Genomic DNA, 20,452 nt, shown 5'->3' with positions numbered 1-20,452 from the left:
TATCACCAGTCCTAAATAGTATAGAGCCTTTTATTTGATATCTCGCTTACTACACATATATTACCGCTTCAAAATTTGCTACAATAATAAAGTAAATCAACAAAAATAGAAGGAAGGTCAATGCATATGTATCAATTATTAGCCGTATGTCCAATGGGTCTTGAAGCTGTCGTTGCAAAAGAAGTTAACGCATTAGGCTACGAAACAACAGTGGAAAACGGAAGAATATTTTTCGAAGGCGATGAAACTGCAATTGCCAAAAGTAATTTATGGCTGCGTACTGCTGACAGAGTCCGATTAGTCATGGGACGCTTTAAAGCAACAACATTCGAAGAATTATTCGAACAAACCAAAGCATTACCTTGGGAAACAATCATTACAGAAGATGGTAATTTCCCAGTACAGGGTCGAAGTGTTAAATCAACGCTTCATAGTGTACCTGATGTTCAAGCAATCGTGAAAAAAGCAATTGTTGAACGCTTAAAAGATGCCTACGCACATAAAGGATGGTTAGATGAAACAGGAAGTAAGTATCCTTTGGAAGTCGCAATTCATAAAGACGAAGTACTTTTAACAATTGATACTTCTGGTTCAAGTTTAAACAAACGCGGATACAGACTCGCACAAGGTGAAGCGCCAATTAAAGAAACATTAGCTGCTGCGTTGATTCGCTTAGCTAACTGGGATGGCAACACACCTTTAATCGATCCATTCTGTGGTTCAGGAACAATCGCAATTGAAGCATGCTTAATTGCACAAAATATTGCGCCTGGCTTTAACCGCTCATTCGTTTCAGAACAATGGGATATCATGCCTGATGATCTATACGAACAATTGCGTGACGAAGCAGATCAACAAGCAGATTACGACAAAGAAGTTGAAGTCTATGCGTATGATATTGATCCTGAAATGGTAGACATTGCGATACGTAATGCTGAAGAAGTAGGATTGAGTGAAGTCATTCAATTCGGTGTCAAAGATGTGAATACTTTAGATATCCATACCGATCAACCTATCGCATTAATCGGTAACCCGCCATACGGTGAGCGTATTGGTGATAGAGAAGAAGTTGAAGAAATGTATCGCTATCTTGGTAAGTTGATGCGTCAGCACAAAAACTTATCAGAGTACATTTTAACAAGTAATAAAGAATTTGAATTTTTAACACAACAAAAAGCAACAAAACGTAGAAAGCTCTTCAATGGTTATATAGAATGTACGTATTATCAATATTGGGCTAAGAAAAAGTAAATAGTTTGAAAAATTGGGGTGACTAGGATGAATCAAGAATTTAAACGCGGCATAGTATACTCCATAATTGCCTATATCCTTTGGGGAACATTACCAATTTATTGGTCGTTGCTCAATGATATCAGTCCGTTTGAAATTCTCGCTTATCGTATTATTTTATCCATGATTTTTATGGTTGTATTAATCATGGCAATGGGAAAGAGTTCACAATTTATAAGTGGCATTAAAGCCTTAACAACCAAACAGCTTTGGGCTATTATTCTAGCCGGCTATATCATTACAGTAAACTGGGGCACATTTATCTGGGCGGTTAATAATAATCACGTACTCCAAGCGAGTTTAGGTTATTATATTAATCCACTCGTCAGCATTTTACTTGCGATGATCTTTATGAAAGAAAAATTCAATAAGTTAGAATGGTTAGCAATTTTCCTTGCTTTTATTGGTGTGCTATACATGACGTTAAAAATCGGCGAGTTCCCGGTTGTTTCGATTATTTTAGCAGTGTCATTCGGATTTTATGGCCTGCTTAAGAAAATTGTACCGATTGATGCTTTAAGCAGTATTACATTTGAATGTATCGTTACAACGCCAGCAGCTTTGATTTATATCGTTTATTTATGGATCTCACATCAAACAACCATTGGTATCAACATGCCGACATTCTGGCTATTGTTCTCAGGGGCTATTACAGCGATTCCATTAATTTCGTTCTCTGCAGGTGCAAGACGTATTCCTTTATCATTAATGGGATTCATTCAATATATCGGTCCGACATTAATTTTTATTTTAGGTATTTTTATTTACAGAGAACCTTTTGATACAAATCAATTCGTTACCTTTATCTTTATTTGGGCTGGAATTATCGTTTACAGCTTATCTCGCTACTTACAAATTAAGCATGCGAATAATCCAGGTCTTTAAAATTATGATGCATTTGACTAAATATCAGTCAGATGCATCTTTTTTATTCTCCGCAACATCGATTTTAATCCTTTAGAGTAAAGCGCTTTTAGTATACAATTAAAACAATGTTATTTATAAAGGGGTACATAATCTATGACGAGTAACAACCAATTAGATATTTTATATAAATTAAAAAAAGAAGTCGAAAAATCAAACCATCAAGATTTGGTCCATATTATCAACCAAGTCATTAAAAAAGTTTATCTAGATCAATACACATTAACATTTGTCGGCCACTTTTCAGCAGGCAAATCTACATTAATCAACTTACTACTAGAACAAGAAATCTTACCAAGTTCACCTGTACCGACAACCAGCAACACAGCAATCGTCAGTGTCGCTGATAAAAGTGAAATTATCGCAAACTTAGAAGGTCAAAAATATACACGCTTGAATAATTATGATGAAGTGAAGCAATTAAACAGACAAAATGGGGATGTAGAGTCTGTAGAAATTCGTTTTGAATCTGATAAATTCGAAAAAGGATTCACCTTACAAGATACACCAGGTGTAGACTCAAACGTTTCATTACACCAAGCATCAACAGAACAATTCATGTTTACCAGCAATATTATTTTTTATACAGTAGATTATAACCATGTTCAATCCGCAATGAACTTCCAATTTATGAAACGTTTGAATCATGCAGGCATCCCAGTAGTCTTCGTAATAAATCAAATCGATAAACATAATGATGAAGAGCTTTCATTCGATGCTTTCAAACAAAATATTCAGCACGCGGTAGATGAATGGGACTTAGAACTTCTGAAAACATTTTATGTTTCTAAGTATGACCACCCAGAAAATCAAATTAATGCACTGTCTGATTTCTTAATCGAACAAGATACACATCGCGAGTCTATGGAAGACTATATTGAAAGAATCACACAGTTTATTACCGAAGACCAAAAATCATATATTCAAGCTGAAATGCAGGATATTTTAGCAAACTTAGATATTGATGCTTCACAATTTGACCAAGCTTATTTAAACTTCCAACAGAATCAATCTGTTAGTGAAGAAGCACAGTTGTTAAATGATCCAGATAAGCTCTATAAATATTTAAATTATCAACGCAAAAACATTTTAGAAAACGCATACTTAATGCCGCATGAAATGCGTGAAAAGATTCGTCTCTACTTAGAGAGCCAAGTAAAAACATTCAAAGTTGGCGGATTCTTTAATAAGAAAAAGAAAACTGAAGAAGCTAGGGAAGAGCGTTTACAAAATGTAATGACAGCGTTACAAGATATTGTAAATCAACAAATCAGACAGCCTATGCGAGAAGATATGTCATTCTTAACCCGCTTCATCAACCAAACAGACGTCAACCAATCTATTTTAAATCAGCATTATGAAATACCATCCTCACTTGTCACAGATTTATACCAAGAACAAATGAGTATCAGTAATGCTTATGTATTAAACTTCTGTGACGATGTCGTTAAAGCTATTCATCGATTTATTAAAAAAGAATCTGAACCTCTATTAAAACGTGCTATTGAAAATGCTGAAACACAACATGTCGACGATGAAGAAGAGACGGATCAAAATGATTATGAAAAATATATTGAGTTACGTAAGCTGCGTGAATCACTCATCACAAGAAATTATCAACATTATTATATTCACTTATATGATTCATTAGATAAATTGATTGACCGTACAGAAATCACATATACAAAAGAAGAGCTAGAAACACCGAAAAAACAACTGAACCAAACTAAACAAAAAACTGAGTTAAAATCTGATATCGATATTGAAACAATTAAGCAAGGTATCGATATCATTGATCCTGTTCCTTTATTTGAACAAACCAAATCTGATTTAAAGGCTGCTATTGAACGAATGGATCAACAAATTGTGAAAATCGGCGTCTTCGGTACATTCAGTGCCGGTAAAAGCAGCTTAATCAATGCGTTACTAGGTGAAAATTATTTAGTAAGTTCACCAAATCCTACTACAGCAGCAACAACAGAGCTCTCATATGGTAATTCAAGTGCAATCACTTTAAAACAAGCACCTCAATTACTCGCGGAATTAAATCAATTAGTTGAATCTCAAAAATTCCATTTTGAGAGTTTAGAGGACTTTAAAGCAACAGATACAACAGAATTAAAACATTCATTGAAGAAAGAACAACTTGCTTTTGTTAATGCGGTTAAAGAACAATTAGATTTATACCAAAATATGATTCAAGATGGTTACCATCACGATATCAGTCAGGATGAAGTGAAAAAGTGGAGTGCTCAAGATGAATATGCTGCGTTTGTGGAAACTGTTCATTTAAACTTACCGATAGACTGGTTGAAAAATAAAATTATTGTAGACTCTTTAGGTCTATATTCAAATAACCAACGTCATTCTAATGAAACAGAAAAAATATTAACATCATCTGATTTGATTTTATACGTAAGCTATTTCAATCATTCATTTACTGATAACGACAAAGCATTTATTGAGTATATGAAAGAGATGAATCAACTCAATGAAAATCAAACATTCAAGATGATTATTAATGCAGTAGATTTAGCAGAATCAACAGAAGATTTAGAAGCTGTGGAAGATTATGTCAGCGATGCATTACAACAAGTAAATATGCCTGCTGATATTTATAGTGTTTCTAGTCGACGTGCATTAAAAGAGGGCGATGAAGGGCTAAATAAACTAAAAGATAGTCTAGATTACTTTGCGAAGGTCGAATCTAAGGTTGTTTTACAACAACAAATGAAAGCGCAACTTGAACAAATTAGTGCCTCTTATACACAAATGTCAGAAGACTATCAAAACAACCGTGAAGAAATGGAAACGCGTCAACAAGAAGTAAGAAAGATTGAACAAAAAGGCGCGATTCCAAATACGACTTTAAAAACGACTAAACAACATGTTTATAACGAAGTTGAAGATCAAGTATATCACTTGAATGAACGCTTAAAAATTCAATTGTTTGATGAAGTTCGTACAGTATTCAACGGGCAAATGACTAAAAACAATGACTTTGATGCTGAAAAACGTGATGCAGTTAAAACATATCTTGAACAAATCCATGGCAGATTGTATATGGAACAAACTTTAATTGCTGAACGTATTAAAAAATTCTTTAATAAGCAACTGGAAGATCAACTTGCACCTATTGTTAAGCAATTGAATCAATTGCATATTTTATTGCAGCCACACTTTGAGATTGAAATGGATAAAGATAAAATTACAACGATGCATATTGATTTTAATGAAATGTTCGAACATCTTCCGAAAAAATTGACGAAAAAGCGTTTGTTGCAACTGAAAGCACAAAAAGAACTACAAGAGCAAATCACAATGGAAACGGTTGACTTGTTGCAAAACAACATTAACCAATTACGACAAGAGTTAGAACAACAAGTGTCTAAGATGGGCAAGATTGCAGATCAACAATTAAATGAGATTTCAAATGAAATACATGAACAAGCAAGCGCATTATTAAGCGTTAAAATTGATAATAGCTTGATTCAACAAATTGATGCGGCTAACCGTCAATTAAAAGAAATTATTTAACTTAGAAAGAGGAAGTAGTATGACAAACAAAGTATTGCTGGTAGATGGAATGGCGTTATTATTCCGCCATTTCTATGCTACAAGCATTCATCATCAATTCATGAGAAATTCAAACGGAGTTCCGACTAATGGCGTACAAGGGTTTGTTCGTCACATCTTTTCAGCGATAGATGATATTCAACCGACACATATCGCTGTATGTTGGGACATGGGGCAACAAACATTTCGAAATGAAATGTTTGCAGATTATAAACAACATAGACCAGCACCGCCTGATGAATTGATACCACAATTCGATTTAGTTCAAGATATTTCAAACGCACTTGGGTTTGTTAATATTGGAGTTAAAAATTATGAAGCCGATGATGTTATCGGAACGTTAAGTAGAAATCTTTCAGAGGATAATGAAGTTTATATCGTTACAGGAGATAAAGATATCTTACAATGTATAAATCCTAATGTTGAAGTTTGGCTGACTAAAAAAGGATTTAATATTTATAACCGTTATGATTTAACACGCTATCAAGAAGAATATCAATTACATCCGCTTCAACTCATCGATATCAAAGCGTTTATGGGAGATACCGCTGATGGTTATCCTGGCGTCAAAGGAATTGGTGAAAAAACAGCACATAAATTAATCTTAAAATATCAGTCTGTAGAAAATGTCATCAATCACATTGACGAATTGACACCGGCACAACAAAAGAAAATCATCAGCCAATTAGATGATTTGAAACTTTCAAAACAACTTGCAGAAATCCACACTAATGTACCATTAGATGTAACAGCATTATTTAATCAAATGCAGTATCATCTGGATTTCATTGATATTTTCAATGTCTTAGATACTCACGATTTGAAAGTGTCTAAGAAATTTATTGAAAGAGAATTCTTACCATTTTAATCATTCAAAACAAAAGCGGGAGGGCGTTTCACAGTTAATAACTGTGGAGACGTCCTCCCGCTTCTTTTATTTTAATTGCTGATAGAGCGCTTGTTGCGCATGATGATTGGCTTCTTTATTTTGTGCTCTAGGAATCCAATCAATCAGACATAAATCAAATGCTTTCATTTTCTTCGCTGCTTCAACTAAATAACCTTTAAACTTCTTATTCTTAGCAAAGCCTTTATCTAAACTGTCAGTGATCAGCTTAGAATCGGTATAAATTAATGCTGTAGATACATTTAATTCTAATGCACAGTCTAAGGCAAAATTAAAAGCTTGCCATTCTGCTGAATGATTGTCAGTAGGTGCGATATCTTGCGTGAAAGTTTGATGGTTACTCTCTTCAATAATTGTTGCTGCAATAGATGCTGGTCCTGGATTACCTTTAACTGCTGCATCAAAAAATATTTTAGCCATACATCATTCCATCCTTAATCAAAATATTATATTATCTATACCCTTAATCAGTAACCTTCATCTTTGGATTGAATTTTACCTTTTCGGTACATTGATTTAGCCCAGTAACCAAATGGCACATTAAAGATTGTAGCAAGTAGTTTTAAGAAGTAAGTCGTAATAAAGATTTCAAAGACTGCACCTGCTGGCAGCAAACCAATAAACGCGATACTTACAAAAAGGGCAGTATCAATAATAGAACTTAATGTCGTACTCCCATATGCACGAATTGCAAATGTGCGATCTGACTTGAATACTTTTTTAATCGCATTGAAGATAAAGACATCGATATGTTGTCCGATGATATAAGCGATAATCGAACCTAACGCGATTCTAGGTACTATATTGAAAATTGTACTTAGCGCTTTTTGTGCCATATCTTCTGGAGCGGGAATAAAATGTAATGATAGTTGCATTAAAATTATCATCACTAATGATGAACTAAAGCCCATCCATACTGCTCTTTTAGCTACTTTACGTCCATAGATATCGTTTAAAATATCCGTCGCTAAATAAATAGACGCAAACATTACATTTCCTAAAGTCGCAGAAATCGTAAAGATGTCTACAGTTTTAATTACTTGAATGTTAGCAATTACAGTTCCGATAGCTACCCAAGCAATCAAACCTTGCTTACCGAACAAACGATACATTGCGACCATTAATGTAAAGGTCACTAGAAAGGCAATAATACCTAATATTTCATTGTAAAACATAATTAACCTCCTAAATTTTGTTAATGCGGGTGTTTAGAAACCGCAACTCAACTCATATATTCTATAGAAATCGTACATTAAATGCAATAGCCATTTAGTTACAACTACAAAGTAGAGAGATGAAGTTAACCGTGTCGCATGATATAATGAGGCTAAATTAATCGTCCTTAAACCATTTAAGGTGTTATTAATTATGTAAAGGGAGTGACGATTATTTTTTCAAAATCCGAAAAAAGAGCGCTTGATTCCATAGATGATTTATTAAGCACTTACTGCAAAAATTGTGAATTAAAAACATATAATCGTAAAACAAAAGGGAAAACATATGCACATCATTTTTGTATTTACGAATGTTCAGTAGGTAAACAAATCAAGCAATTTGGTAACGAACTACAATAATTGGGGGTTATTTTGATGGGAATCGTTCGTATTGAACCGACACCAAGTCCGAATACCATGAAAGTGGTATTGAATAAGAAAAGAGAGGACAATCAATCCTCCACCTATACAAAAGTAAAAGAAGGCCAACCTGATTTTATCAATAGACTTTTAGAGGTTGAAGGTGTTAAATCCATTTTCCATGTCATCGACTTTTTAGCTGTGGATAAAGCACCAAAAGCAGATTGGGAGGCATTACTGCCTAATATTACAGCTGCAATTAGTAATGAATCTGAAACTGAAACAAATGATACACCTGCACCTGATGAACATTTCGGCGAAATTAAAGCGGAAGTGCTCAAATTTAAAGGTATCCCGTATCAGATTAAACTCACTACTACTAAGGATGAAGAACGCAGACAATTACCAGACTACTTTGTCGATACAATGCTAGCAGCACAAAAAGATGATGACAATGTAGTATTTATGCGTAAGTGGGAAGATTTAGGTACGCGTTATGGCGAACTAGAAGAAGTTATGGATAATGTTGAAGAAGAACTTGTCGCACTATATCCTGAAAATAAACTTAATGAATTAAAACAAGAAGCATTAAATACAGATATTGTGGTTCCAACAGCACACTATCAACATGTGACAGTTGATGAATTTAACGCGGCAGAAGATTGGAAAGCGCAACTTAGAATGTTGAAGTCTTTCCCAACACCAACCAAAGAAGATTATCCTCTTATCGAAGCTGCATTAAACCACCCTAAAATTCCAATTCGACGCGAAGCTATTGTGCTAGCAAGTATGGTAGAAGATGAGTCAGTTCTTCCATATATGTACCAAGGTTTACAGGATAAAAATCCTGGTGTACGCCGAACTGCCGGAGATGGATTAAGTGATTTAGGATTTAAAGCAGCTTTACCAGAAATGGAGAAAGCTTTAGATGATCCACAAAAGATTGTGCGTTGGCGTGCCGCGATGTTTATTTTTGATGAAGGTGGCGAAGCACAATTACCAGCTTTGAAAGCACATGAAGATGATGACGCTTACGAAGTGAAGTTACAGATTCAAATGGCCATCTCTCGTATTGAAAAAGGTGACGAAGCACTAGGATCTGTTTGGAAACAAATTGCTAACCGTAATAAATAAGCGGAATTAGGATGAATCAACAAATTAATTAGATTACATTTCTGATTATTTCATGTAAAATAAACTATAAATGAACAAGGAGTGTATATTATGAATCCGTATGAAGCATATATGCAAGAACTCGCACAAGGTATGCGTAGCGAGTTAACACAAAATGGTTTTGAAAGTTTAGAAACTGCAGAAGCAGTTGATCAATATATGGACAATGTAGGTGCTGAGGAAACTACATTTGTTGTTATTAATTCAGTATGTGGTTGTGCAGCTGGATTAGCTCGTCCAGCAGCTGTAGCAGTTGCTGAGCAAAATGATAAAAAGCCTGATCACAAAGTAACTGTCTTTGCAGGTCAAGATAAAGAAGCAACACAAGAAATGAGAGAGTTCATACAACAAGTACCTTCAAGTCCTTCTTTCGCTTTATTTAAAGGTACAGAATTAAAACATTTTATGCCTCGTGAATATATTGAGGGACGCGATATTCAAGATATCTGTATGGATATCAAAGATATGTTTGATGAAAACTGTTAATCAATTTGAATTGATTTCATAATCGAAGGTACGGGACAATATTTGATGGCTGAATCAGTCCATCAATTGTCCCATTTTTTATAATTGGAGATACATACGATTTGAGGAGGAGATAGGTATGAATTCATTCGACGAAGCATATCATGACCTATGTAAGGAAATTTTAGCTATCGGGAACGAACGCGATGATCGTACACGTACTGGTACCATTTCAAAATTCGGTCATCAATCACGCTATGACTTAAGTAAAGGCTTCCCTTTATTAACAACTAAAAAAGTATTCTTTAAGTTGATTGCGACTGAGCTGATTTGGTTTATGAAAGGCGACACAAATATCAAATATTTACTAGAATACAACAATAATATTTGGAATGAATGGGCATTTGAAAACTATGTTGAATCAGAAGATTATCATGGCCCGGACATGACGAATTTCGCACATCGAGCATTACAAGATGAAGCATTCAACGAAGTTTACCAACAAGAAATGGAAAAATTTAAATCACGCATTCTAAACGATGATGATTTTGCGCAAAAACACGGCAATTTAGGGAATGTATATGGTAAGCAATGGCGAGATTGGGTTGGTGCAGATGGTCAACATTATGATCAACTTGCTACAGTCATCGAACAAATCAAAACTCACCCTACATCTAGACGTCACATCGTATCTGCATGGAACCCAGCAGAAATTGATACGATGGCATTACCGCCATGTCATACGATGTTCCAGTTTTATGTACAGGACGGCAAACTAAGTTGCCAATTATATCAACGTAGTGCAGATGTATTTTTAGGAGTTCCATTTAATATCGCAAGTTATAGTTTACTAACACATTTAGTAGCAAAAGAATGCGGCTTAGAAGTCGGTGAGTTTGTGCATACGATTGGTGATGCGCATATCTATTCTAATCATATCGATGCGGTCAAAAAACAATTAAGTCGTTCAAGTTACGAACCACCTCAATTAAAAATCAATACAGATCGTTCAATTTTTGATATTCAATATGAAGACTTGGAGATTGTAAATTATCAATCACACCCAGGTATTAAAGCACCTATCGCTGTATAAAAACAATTAGAATTTTTGAAAGGGGATAAGAATATGACGCTTTCTATTCTTGTTGCGCATGATCAAAACAGAGTAATCGGTAAGGATAACCAACTACCATGGCATTTGCCTAATGATTTAAAACATGTCAAAAAATTAAGTACTGGCAATACACTCGTAATGGGCCGTAAAACATATGAATCTATCGGCAAACCGCTTCCAAACAGACGTAACGTCGTTTTAACACGTGATGAATCTTTTCATCCTGAAGGTGTAGATGTCATACACAATTTTGAGGATATTTATGATTTGCCTGGCCATGTCTTCATTTTCGGTGGCCAAGCATTGTTTGAAGAATTTATCGATAAAGTAGATGACATGTACATTACTGTCATTGAAGATAAATACCAAGGAGATACGTTCTTCCCACCTTATACCTTTGAAGATTGGGAAGTTGAATCTTCAGTTAAAGGAGAACAAGATGAACGCAATAAAATTCCGCACACGTTCTTACATCTTGTTCGTAAAAAGTAATAGGAGGTATGGAAATGCGTAAAAAAATTGTCACAGACTCAACAACAGATTTACCTCAATCATATCTAAAAGAGCACGATGTTCATGTGATTCCTCTTAATTTAACGATTGAAGGCAAATCTTATATCGACCAACAAGACATTTCTTCTGAACGTGTAATTGAGTTAATAGAAGAAGATGTAGATATCAAAACCAGCCAACCTCCTATTGGTAAATTTATTGAAATGTACGATGAATTAGGAAAAGACGGCTCAGAAATCATTAGTATTCATATGACATCTGGATTAAGCGGTACGTATCAAACTGCGTATCAAGCTAGTCAAATGACTGATTCAAAAGTTACAGTTATTGATTCAAAATCCATTTCATTCGGCCTTGGTTTCCAACTGGAACATATTGTTGAATGGAATAACGAAGGGTTATCAACAGAAGAAATTCTTAAAAAATTAAAACATTTACAAAGCAATATCAAACTCTTTGTAGTGATTGGCCAATTAAACCAACTGATTAAAGGCGGACGTATCGGTAAAGCTAAAGGTATGATTGGTAATATGATGCGTTTAAAACCAGTGGGCATTCTTGATGATGGACAAATTAAAATCCTTCATAATGCACGTACGCAAAAGTCGAGTATTCAAATTATTAAAAAAGAGCTTGCTCAGTTCATTGAAAATCATTCGATTAAAAAAATCGGCTTAGCTCATGCAAATGCATTAGATTTTGTAGATAAGTTTAAACAACAATTTGCGATTGAAGAAAATAATACTGAAGTTGAAATCAATACGACAACACCAGTTATTTCAACACATACTGGACAAGGTGCAGTAGGATTCGTTGTCTTGCGTCAATAATCGATAATTCTCATGAAAATCATCGGGTTAAAGCAAACTAATAGAAAATAAAGTGCAGTCATGATAAATTTAGAATTGACTAAACGCCGAATGGAGGTAATATTTTGGCATATGCAACATTAGCTGGCGGTTGTTTCTGGTGTATGGTAAAACCATTCACATCATATCCTGGTATTAAGAATATTGTCTCAGGATACAGTGGCGGCCACGTAGAAAATCCAACTTATGAAGAAGTATGTACGAACACAACAGGACATGTTGAAGCAGTACAAATTGAATATGATCCTGAAATCACTTCATTTGAAAATATATTAGATGTTTTTTTCAAGACGTTCGATCCAACAGATAATGGTGGACAATTCTTCGATCGCGGTGAAAGTTACCAACCGGTCATTTTCTACCATGACGAAGAACAAGAAAAAGCTGCACAATCTAAAATCCAGCAGTTAAACGAACAAATGATTTTTAATAAACCTGTGATCACACCGGTAAAACCATATAAAAACTTTTACCCGGCAGAATCTTATCATCAAGATTATTATAAAAAGAATCCAATGCATTATGAACAGTATCAAAAAGGTTCAGGAAGAAAAGACTTTATAGAAAGACATTGGGGGGAGCAAAATGCTTAAAAAAAGTAAAAATGAATTAACAGATATGGAATATCTTGTTACTCAAGAAAATGGTACAGAACCTCCTTTCCAAAATGAATATTGGAATCATTTCGAAAAAGGTATCTATATCGATAAACTTTCAGGCAAACCACTATTCACTTCAGAAGAAAAATTTCATTCTGATTGTGGTTGGCCAAGCTTCTCTAAAGCTCTAAGTGACGATGATATCATTGAACTTGTAGATAAGTCATTTGGTATGGTAAGAACTGAAGTACGTTCTGAAAACAGTCATTTAGGTCACGTTTTCAATGATGGACCAAAAGAAACAGGCGGATTAAGATATTGTATCAATTCAGCTGCTGTACAATTTATTCCTTATGATAAATTAGAAGAACTTGGATATGGTGATTTGATTCCACATTTCAAGAACCAAGGAGAGAAATAATATGTTTAAAAAATTATTTGGCAAAGAGGATAAAGTAGATAAGTCAATCGAGGTTTATGCACCGATTTCTGGTGAATACGTTAAAATCGAAGATATTCCAGACCCAGTATTTGCGCAAAAAATGATGGGTGATGGCTTCGGTGTTAATCCAAGCGAAGGTGTCGTTGTTTCACCAATTGAAGGTAAAGTTGACAATATCTTCCCAACTAAACATGCGTTAGGTTTAAAAGCTGATAACGGTTTAGAATTATTAATTCACATCGGTCTAGATACAGTTCATTTAGATGGTGAAGGATTCAATGTATTAGTTGAAAGCGGCGATACAGTAAAAGTTGGAGATCCACTAGTTGAATTTGATTTAGACTATATTGGAAATAACGCTAAATCAGTCATTTCACCAATTATTATTACTAATACAGATCAAGCAGATAAAATCGATATCCACCCGCAAGATCAATTAGTTAAAAGTGAAACAAAAGTAATTGATGTGACAATGGGTTAATGAAAGATTATTCATTTTATCAATTTGCGCTTACTGTGCGAGGCAGACCTGATGAAAAAGGTCAATTAGCAGAACAGATTTTTGATGATTTAGCTTTTCCAAAACATGAGTCAGACTTTCATACATTGTCAGACTATATAGAGACTGAAGCTTCTATCAGTTCACCAATGTATGTATTTGATGACTTATTTGATGAATATCAGGAATGGTTAAAATTTTAAATTTTTGACGTAGGGTTGGTGTGAGGCACCAGCCCTTTTATTTTTTATATAGCCATATATAAGTTGATGAACGTGCTGAATTTGGTAAAATTAATTATCCATTCAAACTAGAACTTATTTATGCACATCAACGTAATTTAAGAAAGGGGCATATCCGAGTGACACAACATAATGATGAAACTAATCAACCTTCAGATGAACAAGACTCAAAAAAGGCACCTAAGTTTTTTAAAATTAAAAGATGGAAATTCATCACATTTAGTATACTCGCATTGTTGTTAACGATTATCCTTACAGTCTTTGCGACAATCGCGATAGCACACAAATTTTCAGGGCTAGACGACTCACAAAGAAAATCATTCAGTAAAGTTGAAAGTACATATCAAACATTAGCCAATGATTACTATAAAAAACAAGATTCAGAAAAATTATCTGAAGCTGCCATTAACGGTATGGTTAAATCATTAAAAGATCCTTATTCACAATATATGACAAAAGATGAAACCAAATCATTTAATGAAGACGTTTCAGGTGATTTCGTAGGTATCGGCGCTGAAATGCAGCAACGTAATAAAGAAATCAGTGTAACCAGCCCCATGAAAGGATCTCCTGCAGAAAAAGCAGGTGTACAACCCAAAGATGTTTTAACTAAAGTAGATGGGAAATCTATTAAAGGTAAGTCACTGACAGAAGTAGTCAAAATGGTACGTGGTAAAGAAGGTACTGAAGTTACGTTAACTATTAAGCGTGCCAACCAAGAGCAAAACATTAAAATCAAAAGAGAAAAAATCCACGTTAAAAGTGTTGAATACAAAAAAGAAGGCGATGTTGGTGTCTTCACGATTAATAAATTCCAAGAAGATACAGCCGCTGAATTGAAAACTAATATTATGAAAGCACACAAACAAGGCGTACGAAAAATTGTATTAGATTTACGTAATAATCCAGGCGGATTATTAAATGAAGCCGTTAAAATGTCGAATATCTTCATCGATAAAAATAAACCGGTTGTGAAGTTGCAAAAAGGGAAAGAAAAAGAATCGGTGAATACTCCGACCGATCCATTAAAAGAAGCAAAAGATATGAAAGTATCTATCCTTGTCAATGAAGGTTCAGCCAGTGCTTCTGAAGTCTTTACTGGTGCAATGAAAGACTATAATAAAGCGAAGGTTTATGGTGAAAAGACATTTGGTAAAGGTATTGTACAAACCACACAAGAATACTCAGATGGTTCGTTATTAAAATATACTGAAATGAAATGGTTAACACCACACGGTACTTATATCCATGGTAAAGGAATCAAACCAGATGTCGAAATTGCATCTCCTAAGTATCAATCATTATCAATGATTCCTGATGACAAAGTGTTTAAAGAAGGCGATCAAGATAAAAATGTCAAATCTATAAAAATCGGTTTAAAAGCTTTGGATTATCAAGTTGGAAAAGAAAACAATGACTATGATGCAAAACTCAAATCTGCAGTTGAAGATTTCCAAAAAGATAATCAATTACCAGTAACAGGCAAATTTGATAAAGAAACGAATCAAAAATTCGCAGAAAAGTTAGTAGATAAAGCGAATAAAGATGATGAAATGTTAGATACTTTAATCAAAAAATTAAAATAAAGGGGCACAATTTATGATCAGAAACGCATCACAAGAAGATTTAAATGCGGTAGCCGCATTGACAGAAGAAGCCAAAAAAATTATGGCAGAAGATAATAATCCACAATGGGATGAAGCCTATCCATTACTAGAGCATTTTGAGGAAGATATTACAAATAAATCATTATTTGTATTAGAAGAGGAGAATACAATTTATGGTTATATTGTTATCGACCAAAATCAATCAAAATGGTATGATGAACTAGAATGGCCGATAGATAGAACCAATGCTTATGTCATTCATAGACTTGCAGGTTCTGCTAATTATAAAGGCGCAGCAACAGCATTATTTAACTTTGCTGTTGAACGCGCGTTAGATCACGGCGTTGATGTGTTACTCACTGATACGTATGCTGCGAATCAACGCGCGCAAAACTTATTTGAAAAATTTGGTTTTCATAAAGCAGGCGAAGCCAATTTAAATTATCCTCCTTACGATAAGGAAGAATCATTCTATGCCTATTATAGAATTTTAAAATAAGAATAGAGGTATTTATCATGACAAAAATTGCATTTACTGGCGGCGGAACAGTCGGACATGTTTCAGTCAATTTAAGTTTGATTCCAATTGCGAATGAAAGAGGTTACCAAACTTTTTATGTAGGTTCTAAAAATGGAATTGAAAAAGATATGATTTCATCACAATTACCAAATACACCGTACTTCCCGATATCCAGCGGGAAGTTACGCAGATATTTATCATTTGAAAATATCAAGGATGTATTTAAAGTACTCAAAGGAATTTTAGACGCACGTAAAATCTTAAAGAAACAAAAACCAGATTTACTTTTTTCTAAGGGAGGATTTGTATCTGTACCTGTAGTCATCGCGGCACGTTCATTAAATATCCCGGTGATTATTCACGAATCAGATATCACTCCAGGTCTTGCGAATAAAATTTCTCTAAAATTCGCAAATAAAATCTATACAACATTTGAAGATACATTAAAATATCTGCCAAAAGCAAAAGCAGATTTTGTCGGTGCAACTGTTAGAGATGACTTAAAACAGGGTAACAAAGAAAAAGGTTATCAACTGACAGGATTTAACGCTGAGAAAAAAGTGTTATTAGTCATGGGCGGCAGTTTAGGCAGTAAAACGATTAATGATTTAATTCGACGCAATCTTGACGAATTATTAAAAGATTATCAAATCATTCATCTAACTGGTAAAGGACTACTTGATTCATCTATTCAAAAAGAAGGTTATCGTCAATTTGAATTTGTGACGAGTGAATTAACAGATTTACTCGCGATTACAGACATGGTAGTCAGCCGAGCAGGTGCTAATGCAATCTATGAATTCTTAACATTAAACATTCCTATGTTGCTGATTCCATTAGGATTAGACCAGTCTCGTGGCGATCAGATTGATAATGCAAAATATTTCCAATCTAAAGGGTATGCGCAAACATTACCAGAAGATGAAGCTTCTCAACAAAAATTCATGGATGCGTTAAAAGAGATTGAAAATAATCGTTCAACTATTGAACAACAAATGTCGAACTATCACCAGCTATTTACTAAAGAAGATTTATTAGACAAGATTCTTAAAGATACAAACCAAAAGGAAACGAGGGAAAGCTGAGTTGAGTCGAGCTAAAAGAATTTCACTGATTCTAGTATTTACATTGATATTCAGCGCGATTGCTGTGTTCCATCAAAATAGAATCGGTAATTGGATTGATACAGAAGTCTATGATTTTATTTATGCCTCACACAGCATCATTACAACTAGTATTTTTATGGGTGCAACTTGGATAGGCGAAGTATGGTCAATGATCTTCCTTTCACTTTGTGTTGTCGCATTTTTATTAATGCGTAAAATGCAAATAGAAGCTTTATTCTTTGCGATTGTGATGGCAGTTTCAAGTATCTCTAATCCAATTATGAAAAACACAATTGATAGAGAGCGTCCTACTAAATTAAGACTTGTAGAAATTGGTGGCTATAGTTTCCCAAGTGGCCACGCGCAAGGTTCTACATCTTTCTTCGGTAGCTTGATTGCAATTTCAAGCCATTACTTACACGGGACACCTCGTGTGATGATGACTTCATTCTGCATCTTCATGATTGCGATGATTTGTATGTCTAGAATTTATTTAGGTGTACATTATCCTACTGATGTCATTGCAGGCGTGCTTGCAGGTGCTGTATGTATTTTATCTGTATCATTATTGTTCAAAGGTAAATTCAAAGCCTTTGCTAAATGAGAATTAAAGTGAGATTAAGTGCTGCTTAATCTCACTTTTTTAATTTATAATAGAAAAAAACCGATTCTGCTTAATTGAGAATCGGTTAAGTATGTCACGTTACTTTTACTGTAACGTCAGTATTTACGGGCATATATAAAAGGGGATAAATCGAAAATGACCAATCCAATTAAGAACGAAATGTGGGGGGGATGTCTCATTTGTGATTGATAATCATTTTCAATTACTATTATACATTATTGAGAATGGTTGTCAATTAGAAATCAAAAATAATTTCACTTTTTTATTCAACTCCATATTTTTGTCACAATTAATCATTTGATTCGTTTCATTCGTTCTTAAACGTTTTGATTATGATAAAATCATGATTGAGGTGCTTTCAATGACAAAAATATTAATCGTAGAAGATGAGCAAAACTTAGCTCGATTCATTGAATTAGAATTAGTACATGAGAATTATGAAGTTGATATTGAAAATGATGGTGCAGAAGGATTAGAAACAGCATTAAAAAAAGAATATGATCTGTACTTACTCGATTTGATGTTGCCACATATGGATGGTTTAGAAATATGTAAGAGAATACGTGAAGTCAAATCTACTCCAATTATTATCATCACAGCAAAAGGTGATACATATGATAAAGTAGCAGGTTTAGATTATGGTGCAGATGATTATATCGTAAAGCCATTCGATATCGAAGAACTATTAGCACGTATTCGTGCAACATTAAGACGCCAACCAGCTAAAGACATCATCGATATTAAAGGCATTCAAATTAATAAAGAAGCCTTTCGTGTTACGATTGATGGTCAAGAGGTTGAATTAACTAAAACCGAATATGACTTGTTGCAGTTGCTTTCTGAAAACTTAAATCATGTCTTGCAACGTGAACAAATATTAAATCATGTTTGGGGTTATGACAGCGAAGTAGAAACCAATGTAGTGGATGTTTATATTCGTTATCTGAGAAATAAATTGAAACCGTTTGGTAAAGAAAAGGTAATCGAAACAGTACGTGGTGTCGGTTATGTGATACGCAAATGAAGCAACGAAAATTAAAAACTCAATGGATGCTAATTACTACGAGTATTACGTTTTTGATTGTTTTCATTTTCAGCTTAGTCATCATTTACTTTTTGAGCATCACTTTAAGAGACAGTGAAATTAATGATGCAGAAAAAAGTGCTGATAACGTTTCTGCTTTACTTGCGACGAAATCTTTGGTTGATATTAAACCTTTAGATTTAAACGCATCACTTGGTAATTTCCAAAAAGTGATTCTGTTTGATAATGACAAACAAAAGATAACCGAAACATCGACTATGAGTGATTTTATTAATAGCACAAAAGGTATTGAACCTTCTCAGTATCACAGTGTTTACGTGCAACGTATTAAAGATGCAAACTTTTTAATCGTTTCTCATCCAGTCGAAACTGAAAAGTTTCATGGTTATTCTGTGATTATCCATTCGCTCGCAAGTTATGATAGTGTTATGCATTCATTAATCATCTTATCGGTGTTATTTGGTATTATTGCCATTATTATTACTGCCACTATAAGTTATATCTTTTCTGCACAAATCGCAAAACCTATTACAATTATGGCTAACAAAATGCGTAAAATCCGTAGAGATGGTTTCCAGGAAAAGTTAGAACTACCGACAGAATACGATGAAACAACTGACTTGATTGATACATTCAACGATATGATGATTCAAATTGAAGAACTATTTGATCAACAACGCCAGTTCGTAGAAGATGCTTCACACGAACTGAGAACACCGCTTCAAATCATTCAAGGTCACTTAAATCTTATCCAACGATGGGGTAAGAAAGACCCAGCAATTTTAGAAGAATCATTAGATATAACAATCGAAGAAATGAATCGTATTACCAAGTTAGTAGAAGAGCTGTTACTATTAACGAAAGAATCTACCTATAAAGATGCTTTAGATGTAGAACCTGTTGATGTGAATGACGAGATTAAATCTAGACTAAAATCTCTCAAACAATTACATCCTGATTATAGTTTTACATTTACACCATCAGTGAAACCAATATGGCTGAATATTAATCGTTATCAACTTGAACAAGTATTGCTTATCTTTTTGGATAATGCGATTAAATATGATACAAGAGAGAAAAGAATAGAAATTTGTACTGCACTTAAAAATAGACAAGCAACTATTGAGATTACCGATCATGGTTCAGGCATTCCTAAAAAAGACTTAGACTTTATCTTTGACCGTTTTTATCGCGTAGACAAATCACGTTCTAGACAACGTGGAGGTAATGGTTTAGGATTATCGATTGCTCAAAATATAGTGAATTTACATGGCGGTACGATTCAAGTTGAAAGTGAGGTTGATACGTTTACTACATTCAAAATTACCTTCAACGTATAATTACATTTTAATGATAATTCGT

Annotated in this window: 22 protein-coding genes and 1 pseudogene; 21 read left to right on the top strand and 2 right to left on the bottom strand. The window is 34.2% G+C overall.

The features are described 5' to 3' along the window. The first annotated feature begins 126 nt into the window (after positions 1–126). The 4 genes from HMPREF2846_RS12500 to HMPREF2846_RS12485 all read left to right on the top strand — a co-directional run bounded on the left by HMPREF2846_RS12500 (position 127) and on the right by HMPREF2846_RS12485 (position 6,658). Positions 127–1,251: a THUMP domain-containing class I SAM-dependent RNA methyltransferase gene (locus tag HMPREF2846_RS12500; protein ID WP_070626760.1), complete on the top strand. Its 1,125-nt coding sequence runs from the start codon at positions 127–129 to the stop codon at positions 1,249–1,251. Between the two features lie 27 nt (positions 1,252–1,278). Continuing rightward, a complete protein-coding gene (rarD, locus tag HMPREF2846_RS12495; protein WP_002480949.1) occupies positions 1,279–2,175 on the top strand; it encodes an EamA family transporter RarD in 897 nt (298 codons plus the stop codon). A gap of 135 nt (positions 2,176–2,310) precedes the next feature. Next, a complete protein-coding gene (locus tag HMPREF2846_RS12490) occupies positions 2,311–5,751 on the top strand; it encodes a dynamin family protein (protein WP_070626758.1) in 3,441 nt (1,146 codons plus the stop codon). A 19-nt stretch (positions 5,752–5,770) separates the two neighbouring features. Beyond that, complete coding sequence (locus HMPREF2846_RS12485; protein ID WP_023015204.1) at positions 5,771–6,658, top strand: 5'-3' exonuclease; 888 nt, start codon at positions 5,771–5,773, stop codon at positions 6,656–6,658. Between the two features lie 66 nt (positions 6,659–6,724). Here HMPREF2846_RS12485 and HMPREF2846_RS12480 read toward each other — a convergent pair whose 3' ends face one another. Both HMPREF2846_RS12480 and HMPREF2846_RS12475 read right to left on the bottom strand, forming a co-directional pair. Further along, positions 6,725–7,117 carry a ribonuclease HI family protein gene (locus tag HMPREF2846_RS12480; protein WP_070626757.1) on the bottom strand — a complete coding sequence of 131 codons (393 nt, stop codon included), beginning with the start codon at positions 7,115–7,117 and terminating at the stop codon, positions 6,725–6,727. Positions 7,118–7,164: 47 nt separating this feature from the next. Continuing rightward, positions 7,165–7,872, bottom strand: coding sequence for a queuosine precursor transporter (locus tag HMPREF2846_RS12475; protein WP_002480945.1), 708 nt, complete (start codon positions 7,870–7,872; stop codon positions 7,165–7,167). 204 nt (positions 7,873–8,076) lie between these two features. On the opposite strand from HMPREF2846_RS12475, the gene HMPREF2846_RS14000 reads away from it, so the two are divergent. The 17 genes and pseudogenes from HMPREF2846_RS14000 (at position 8,077) to HMPREF2846_RS12400 (ending at position 20,430) form a co-directional block, all read left to right on the top strand. Next, positions 8,077–8,271, top strand: a complete 195-nt coding sequence (locus tag HMPREF2846_RS14000) for a zinc-finger domain-containing protein (RefSeq protein ID WP_081600395.1) — start codon at positions 8,077–8,079, stop codon at positions 8,269–8,271. 15 nt (positions 8,272–8,286) lie between these two features. Further along, positions 8,287–9,405, top strand: coding sequence for a conserved virulence factor C family protein (locus HMPREF2846_RS12470; RefSeq protein WP_070626756.1), 1,119 nt, complete (start codon positions 8,287–8,289; stop codon positions 9,403–9,405). Positions 9,406–9,495: 90 nt separating this feature from the next. Continuing rightward, positions 9,496–9,930 carry a bacilliredoxin BrxA gene (gene brxA / locus HMPREF2846_RS12465; RefSeq protein WP_002480943.1) on the top strand — a complete coding sequence of 145 codons (435 nt, stop codon included), beginning with the start codon at positions 9,496–9,498 and terminating at the stop codon, positions 9,928–9,930. A 118-nt stretch (positions 9,931–10,048) separates the two neighbouring features. After that, a complete protein-coding gene (locus HMPREF2846_RS12460; RefSeq protein WP_002480942.1) occupies positions 10,049–11,002 on the top strand; it encodes a thymidylate synthase in 954 nt (317 codons plus the stop codon). A 33-nt stretch (positions 11,003–11,035) separates the two neighbouring features. Beyond that, the gene (locus HMPREF2846_RS12455) at positions 11,036–11,515 is read left to right on the top strand and encodes a dihydrofolate reductase (protein ID WP_002480941.1); all 480 of its coding nucleotides are present in this window, start codon (positions 11,036–11,038) and stop codon (positions 11,513–11,515) included. Between the two features lie 14 nt (positions 11,516–11,529). Further along, positions 11,530–12,366: a DegV family protein gene (locus tag HMPREF2846_RS12450; RefSeq protein WP_002480940.1), complete on the top strand. Its 837-nt coding sequence runs from the start codon at positions 11,530–11,532 to the stop codon at positions 12,364–12,366. Positions 12,367–12,470: 104 nt separating this feature from the next. Next, positions 12,471–12,998, top strand: a complete 528-nt coding sequence (gene msrA, locus HMPREF2846_RS12445; RefSeq protein WP_070626755.1) for a peptide-methionine (S)-S-oxide reductase MsrA — start codon at positions 12,471–12,473, stop codon at positions 12,996–12,998. Next, positions 12,991–13,425 carry a peptide-methionine (R)-S-oxide reductase MsrB gene (msrB, locus tag HMPREF2846_RS12440; RefSeq protein WP_002480938.1) on the top strand — a complete coding sequence of 145 codons (435 nt, stop codon included), beginning with the start codon at positions 12,991–12,993 and terminating at the stop codon, positions 13,423–13,425. The genes msrA and msrB overlap by 8 nt, the downstream gene beginning before the upstream one ends. A gap of 1 nt (position 13,426) precedes the next feature. Beyond that, entirely contained in the window at positions 13,427–13,927 is a 501-nt protein-coding gene (locus HMPREF2846_RS12435; protein WP_070626754.1) for a PTS sugar transporter subunit IIA, read from the top strand. Further along, the gene (locus HMPREF2846_RS12430) at positions 13,927–14,148 is read left to right on the top strand and encodes a YozE family protein (protein ID WP_002480936.1); all 222 of its coding nucleotides are present in this window, start codon (positions 13,927–13,929) and stop codon (positions 14,146–14,148) included. The genes HMPREF2846_RS12435 and HMPREF2846_RS12430 overlap by 1 nt, the downstream gene beginning before the upstream one ends. A 158-nt stretch (positions 14,149–14,306) precedes the next feature. Then, positions 14,307–15,773, top strand: coding sequence for a S41 family peptidase (locus HMPREF2846_RS12425; RefSeq protein ID WP_083310003.1), 1,467 nt, complete (start codon positions 14,307–14,309; stop codon positions 15,771–15,773). Between the two features lie 13 nt (positions 15,774–15,786). After that, positions 15,787–16,293: a GNAT family N-acetyltransferase gene (locus HMPREF2846_RS12420; RefSeq protein ID WP_002480934.1), complete on the top strand. Its 507-nt coding sequence runs from the start codon at positions 15,787–15,789 to the stop codon at positions 16,291–16,293. A gap of 17 nt (positions 16,294–16,310) precedes the next feature. Then, positions 16,311–17,399, top strand: coding sequence for an undecaprenyldiphospho-muramoylpentapeptide beta-N-acetylglucosaminyltransferase (locus tag HMPREF2846_RS12415; RefSeq protein WP_023015209.1), 1,089 nt, complete (start codon positions 16,311–16,313; stop codon positions 17,397–17,399). Between the two features lies 1 nt (position 17,400). After that, positions 17,401–18,024: a phosphatase PAP2 family protein gene (locus tag HMPREF2846_RS12410; RefSeq protein WP_070626752.1), complete on the top strand. Its 624-nt coding sequence runs from the start codon at positions 17,401–17,403 to the stop codon at positions 18,022–18,024. Positions 18,025–18,180: 156 nt separating this feature from the next. Beyond that, positions 18,181–18,322: pseudogene (locus HMPREF2846_RS14815) on the top strand (hypothetical protein); the annotation flags it as partial. Positions 18,323–18,406: 84 nt separating this feature from the next. Continuing rightward, a complete protein-coding gene (locus HMPREF2846_RS12405; RefSeq protein ID WP_002480931.1) occupies positions 18,407–19,069 on the top strand; it encodes a response regulator transcription factor in 663 nt (220 codons plus the stop codon). Beyond that, positions 19,066–20,430 carry a HAMP domain-containing histidine kinase gene (locus HMPREF2846_RS12400; RefSeq protein WP_023015211.1) on the top strand — a complete coding sequence of 455 codons (1,365 nt, stop codon included), beginning with the start codon at positions 19,066–19,068 and terminating at the stop codon, positions 20,428–20,430. The genes HMPREF2846_RS12405 and HMPREF2846_RS12400 overlap by 4 nt, the downstream gene beginning before the upstream one ends. The last annotated feature ends 22 nt before the right edge of the window (positions 20,431–20,452 follow it).

The organism is Staphylococcus sp. HMSC056G08 (genome assembly GCF_001812305.1).
Classification (GTDB): Bacteria; Bacillota; Bacilli; order Staphylococcales; family Staphylococcaceae; genus Staphylococcus; species Staphylococcus simulans.
This window is presented reverse-complemented; position numbering and strand designations above follow the sequence as displayed.

What these genes read in the sequence shown, in the direction of transcription:
- HMPREF2846_RS12500 (WP_070626760.1), top strand. Translation starts at nt 127, where the DNA reads ATGTATCAATTATTAGCCGTATGTCCAATGGGTCTTGAAGCTGTCGTT.
- rarD (WP_002480949.1), top strand. Translation starts at nt 1,279, where the DNA reads ATGAATCAAGAATTTAAACGCGGCATAGTATACTCCATAATTGCCTAT.
- HMPREF2846_RS12490 (WP_070626758.1), top strand. Translation starts at nt 2,311, where the DNA reads ATGACGAGTAACAACCAATTAGATATTTTATATAAATTAAAAAAAGAA.
- HMPREF2846_RS12485 (WP_023015204.1), top strand. Translation starts at nt 5,771, where the DNA reads ATGACAAACAAAGTATTGCTGGTAGATGGAATGGCGTTATTATTCCGC.
- HMPREF2846_RS12480 (WP_070626757.1), bottom strand. Translation starts at nt 7,117, where the DNA reads ATGGCTAAAATATTTTTTGATGCAGCAGTTAAAGGTAATCCAGGACCA.
- HMPREF2846_RS12475 (WP_002480945.1), bottom strand. Translation starts at nt 7,872, where the DNA reads ATGTTTTACAATGAAATATTAGGTATTATTGCCTTTCTAGTGACCTTT.
- HMPREF2846_RS12470 (WP_070626756.1), top strand. Translation starts at nt 8,287, where the DNA reads ATGGGAATCGTTCGTATTGAACCGACACCAAGTCCGAATACCATGAAA.
- brxA (WP_002480943.1), top strand. Translation starts at nt 9,496, where the DNA reads ATGAATCCGTATGAAGCATATATGCAAGAACTCGCACAAGGTATGCGT.
- HMPREF2846_RS12460 (WP_002480942.1), top strand. Translation starts at nt 10,049, where the DNA reads ATGAATTCATTCGACGAAGCATATCATGACCTATGTAAGGAAATTTTA.
- HMPREF2846_RS12455 (WP_002480941.1), top strand. Translation starts at nt 11,036, where the DNA reads ATGACGCTTTCTATTCTTGTTGCGCATGATCAAAACAGAGTAATCGGT.
- HMPREF2846_RS12450 (WP_002480940.1), top strand. Translation starts at nt 11,530, where the DNA reads ATGCGTAAAAAAATTGTCACAGACTCAACAACAGATTTACCTCAATCA.
- msrB (WP_002480938.1), top strand. Translation starts at nt 12,991, where the DNA reads ATGCTTAAAAAAAGTAAAAATGAATTAACAGATATGGAATATCTTGTT.
- HMPREF2846_RS12435 (WP_070626754.1), top strand. Translation starts at nt 13,427, where the DNA reads ATGTTTAAAAAATTATTTGGCAAAGAGGATAAAGTAGATAAGTCAATC.
- HMPREF2846_RS12430 (WP_002480936.1), top strand. Translation starts at nt 13,927, where the DNA reads ATGAAAGATTATTCATTTTATCAATTTGCGCTTACTGTGCGAGGCAGA.
- HMPREF2846_RS12420 (WP_002480934.1), top strand. Translation starts at nt 15,787, where the DNA reads ATGATCAGAAACGCATCACAAGAAGATTTAAATGCGGTAGCCGCATTG.
- HMPREF2846_RS12415 (WP_023015209.1), top strand. Translation starts at nt 16,311, where the DNA reads ATGACAAAAATTGCATTTACTGGCGGCGGAACAGTCGGACATGTTTCA.
- HMPREF2846_RS12405 (WP_002480931.1), top strand. Translation starts at nt 18,407, where the DNA reads ATGACAAAAATATTAATCGTAGAAGATGAGCAAAACTTAGCTCGATTC.
- HMPREF2846_RS12400 (WP_023015211.1), top strand. Translation starts at nt 19,066, where the DNA reads ATGAAGCAACGAAAATTAAAAACTCAATGGATGCTAATTACTACGAGT.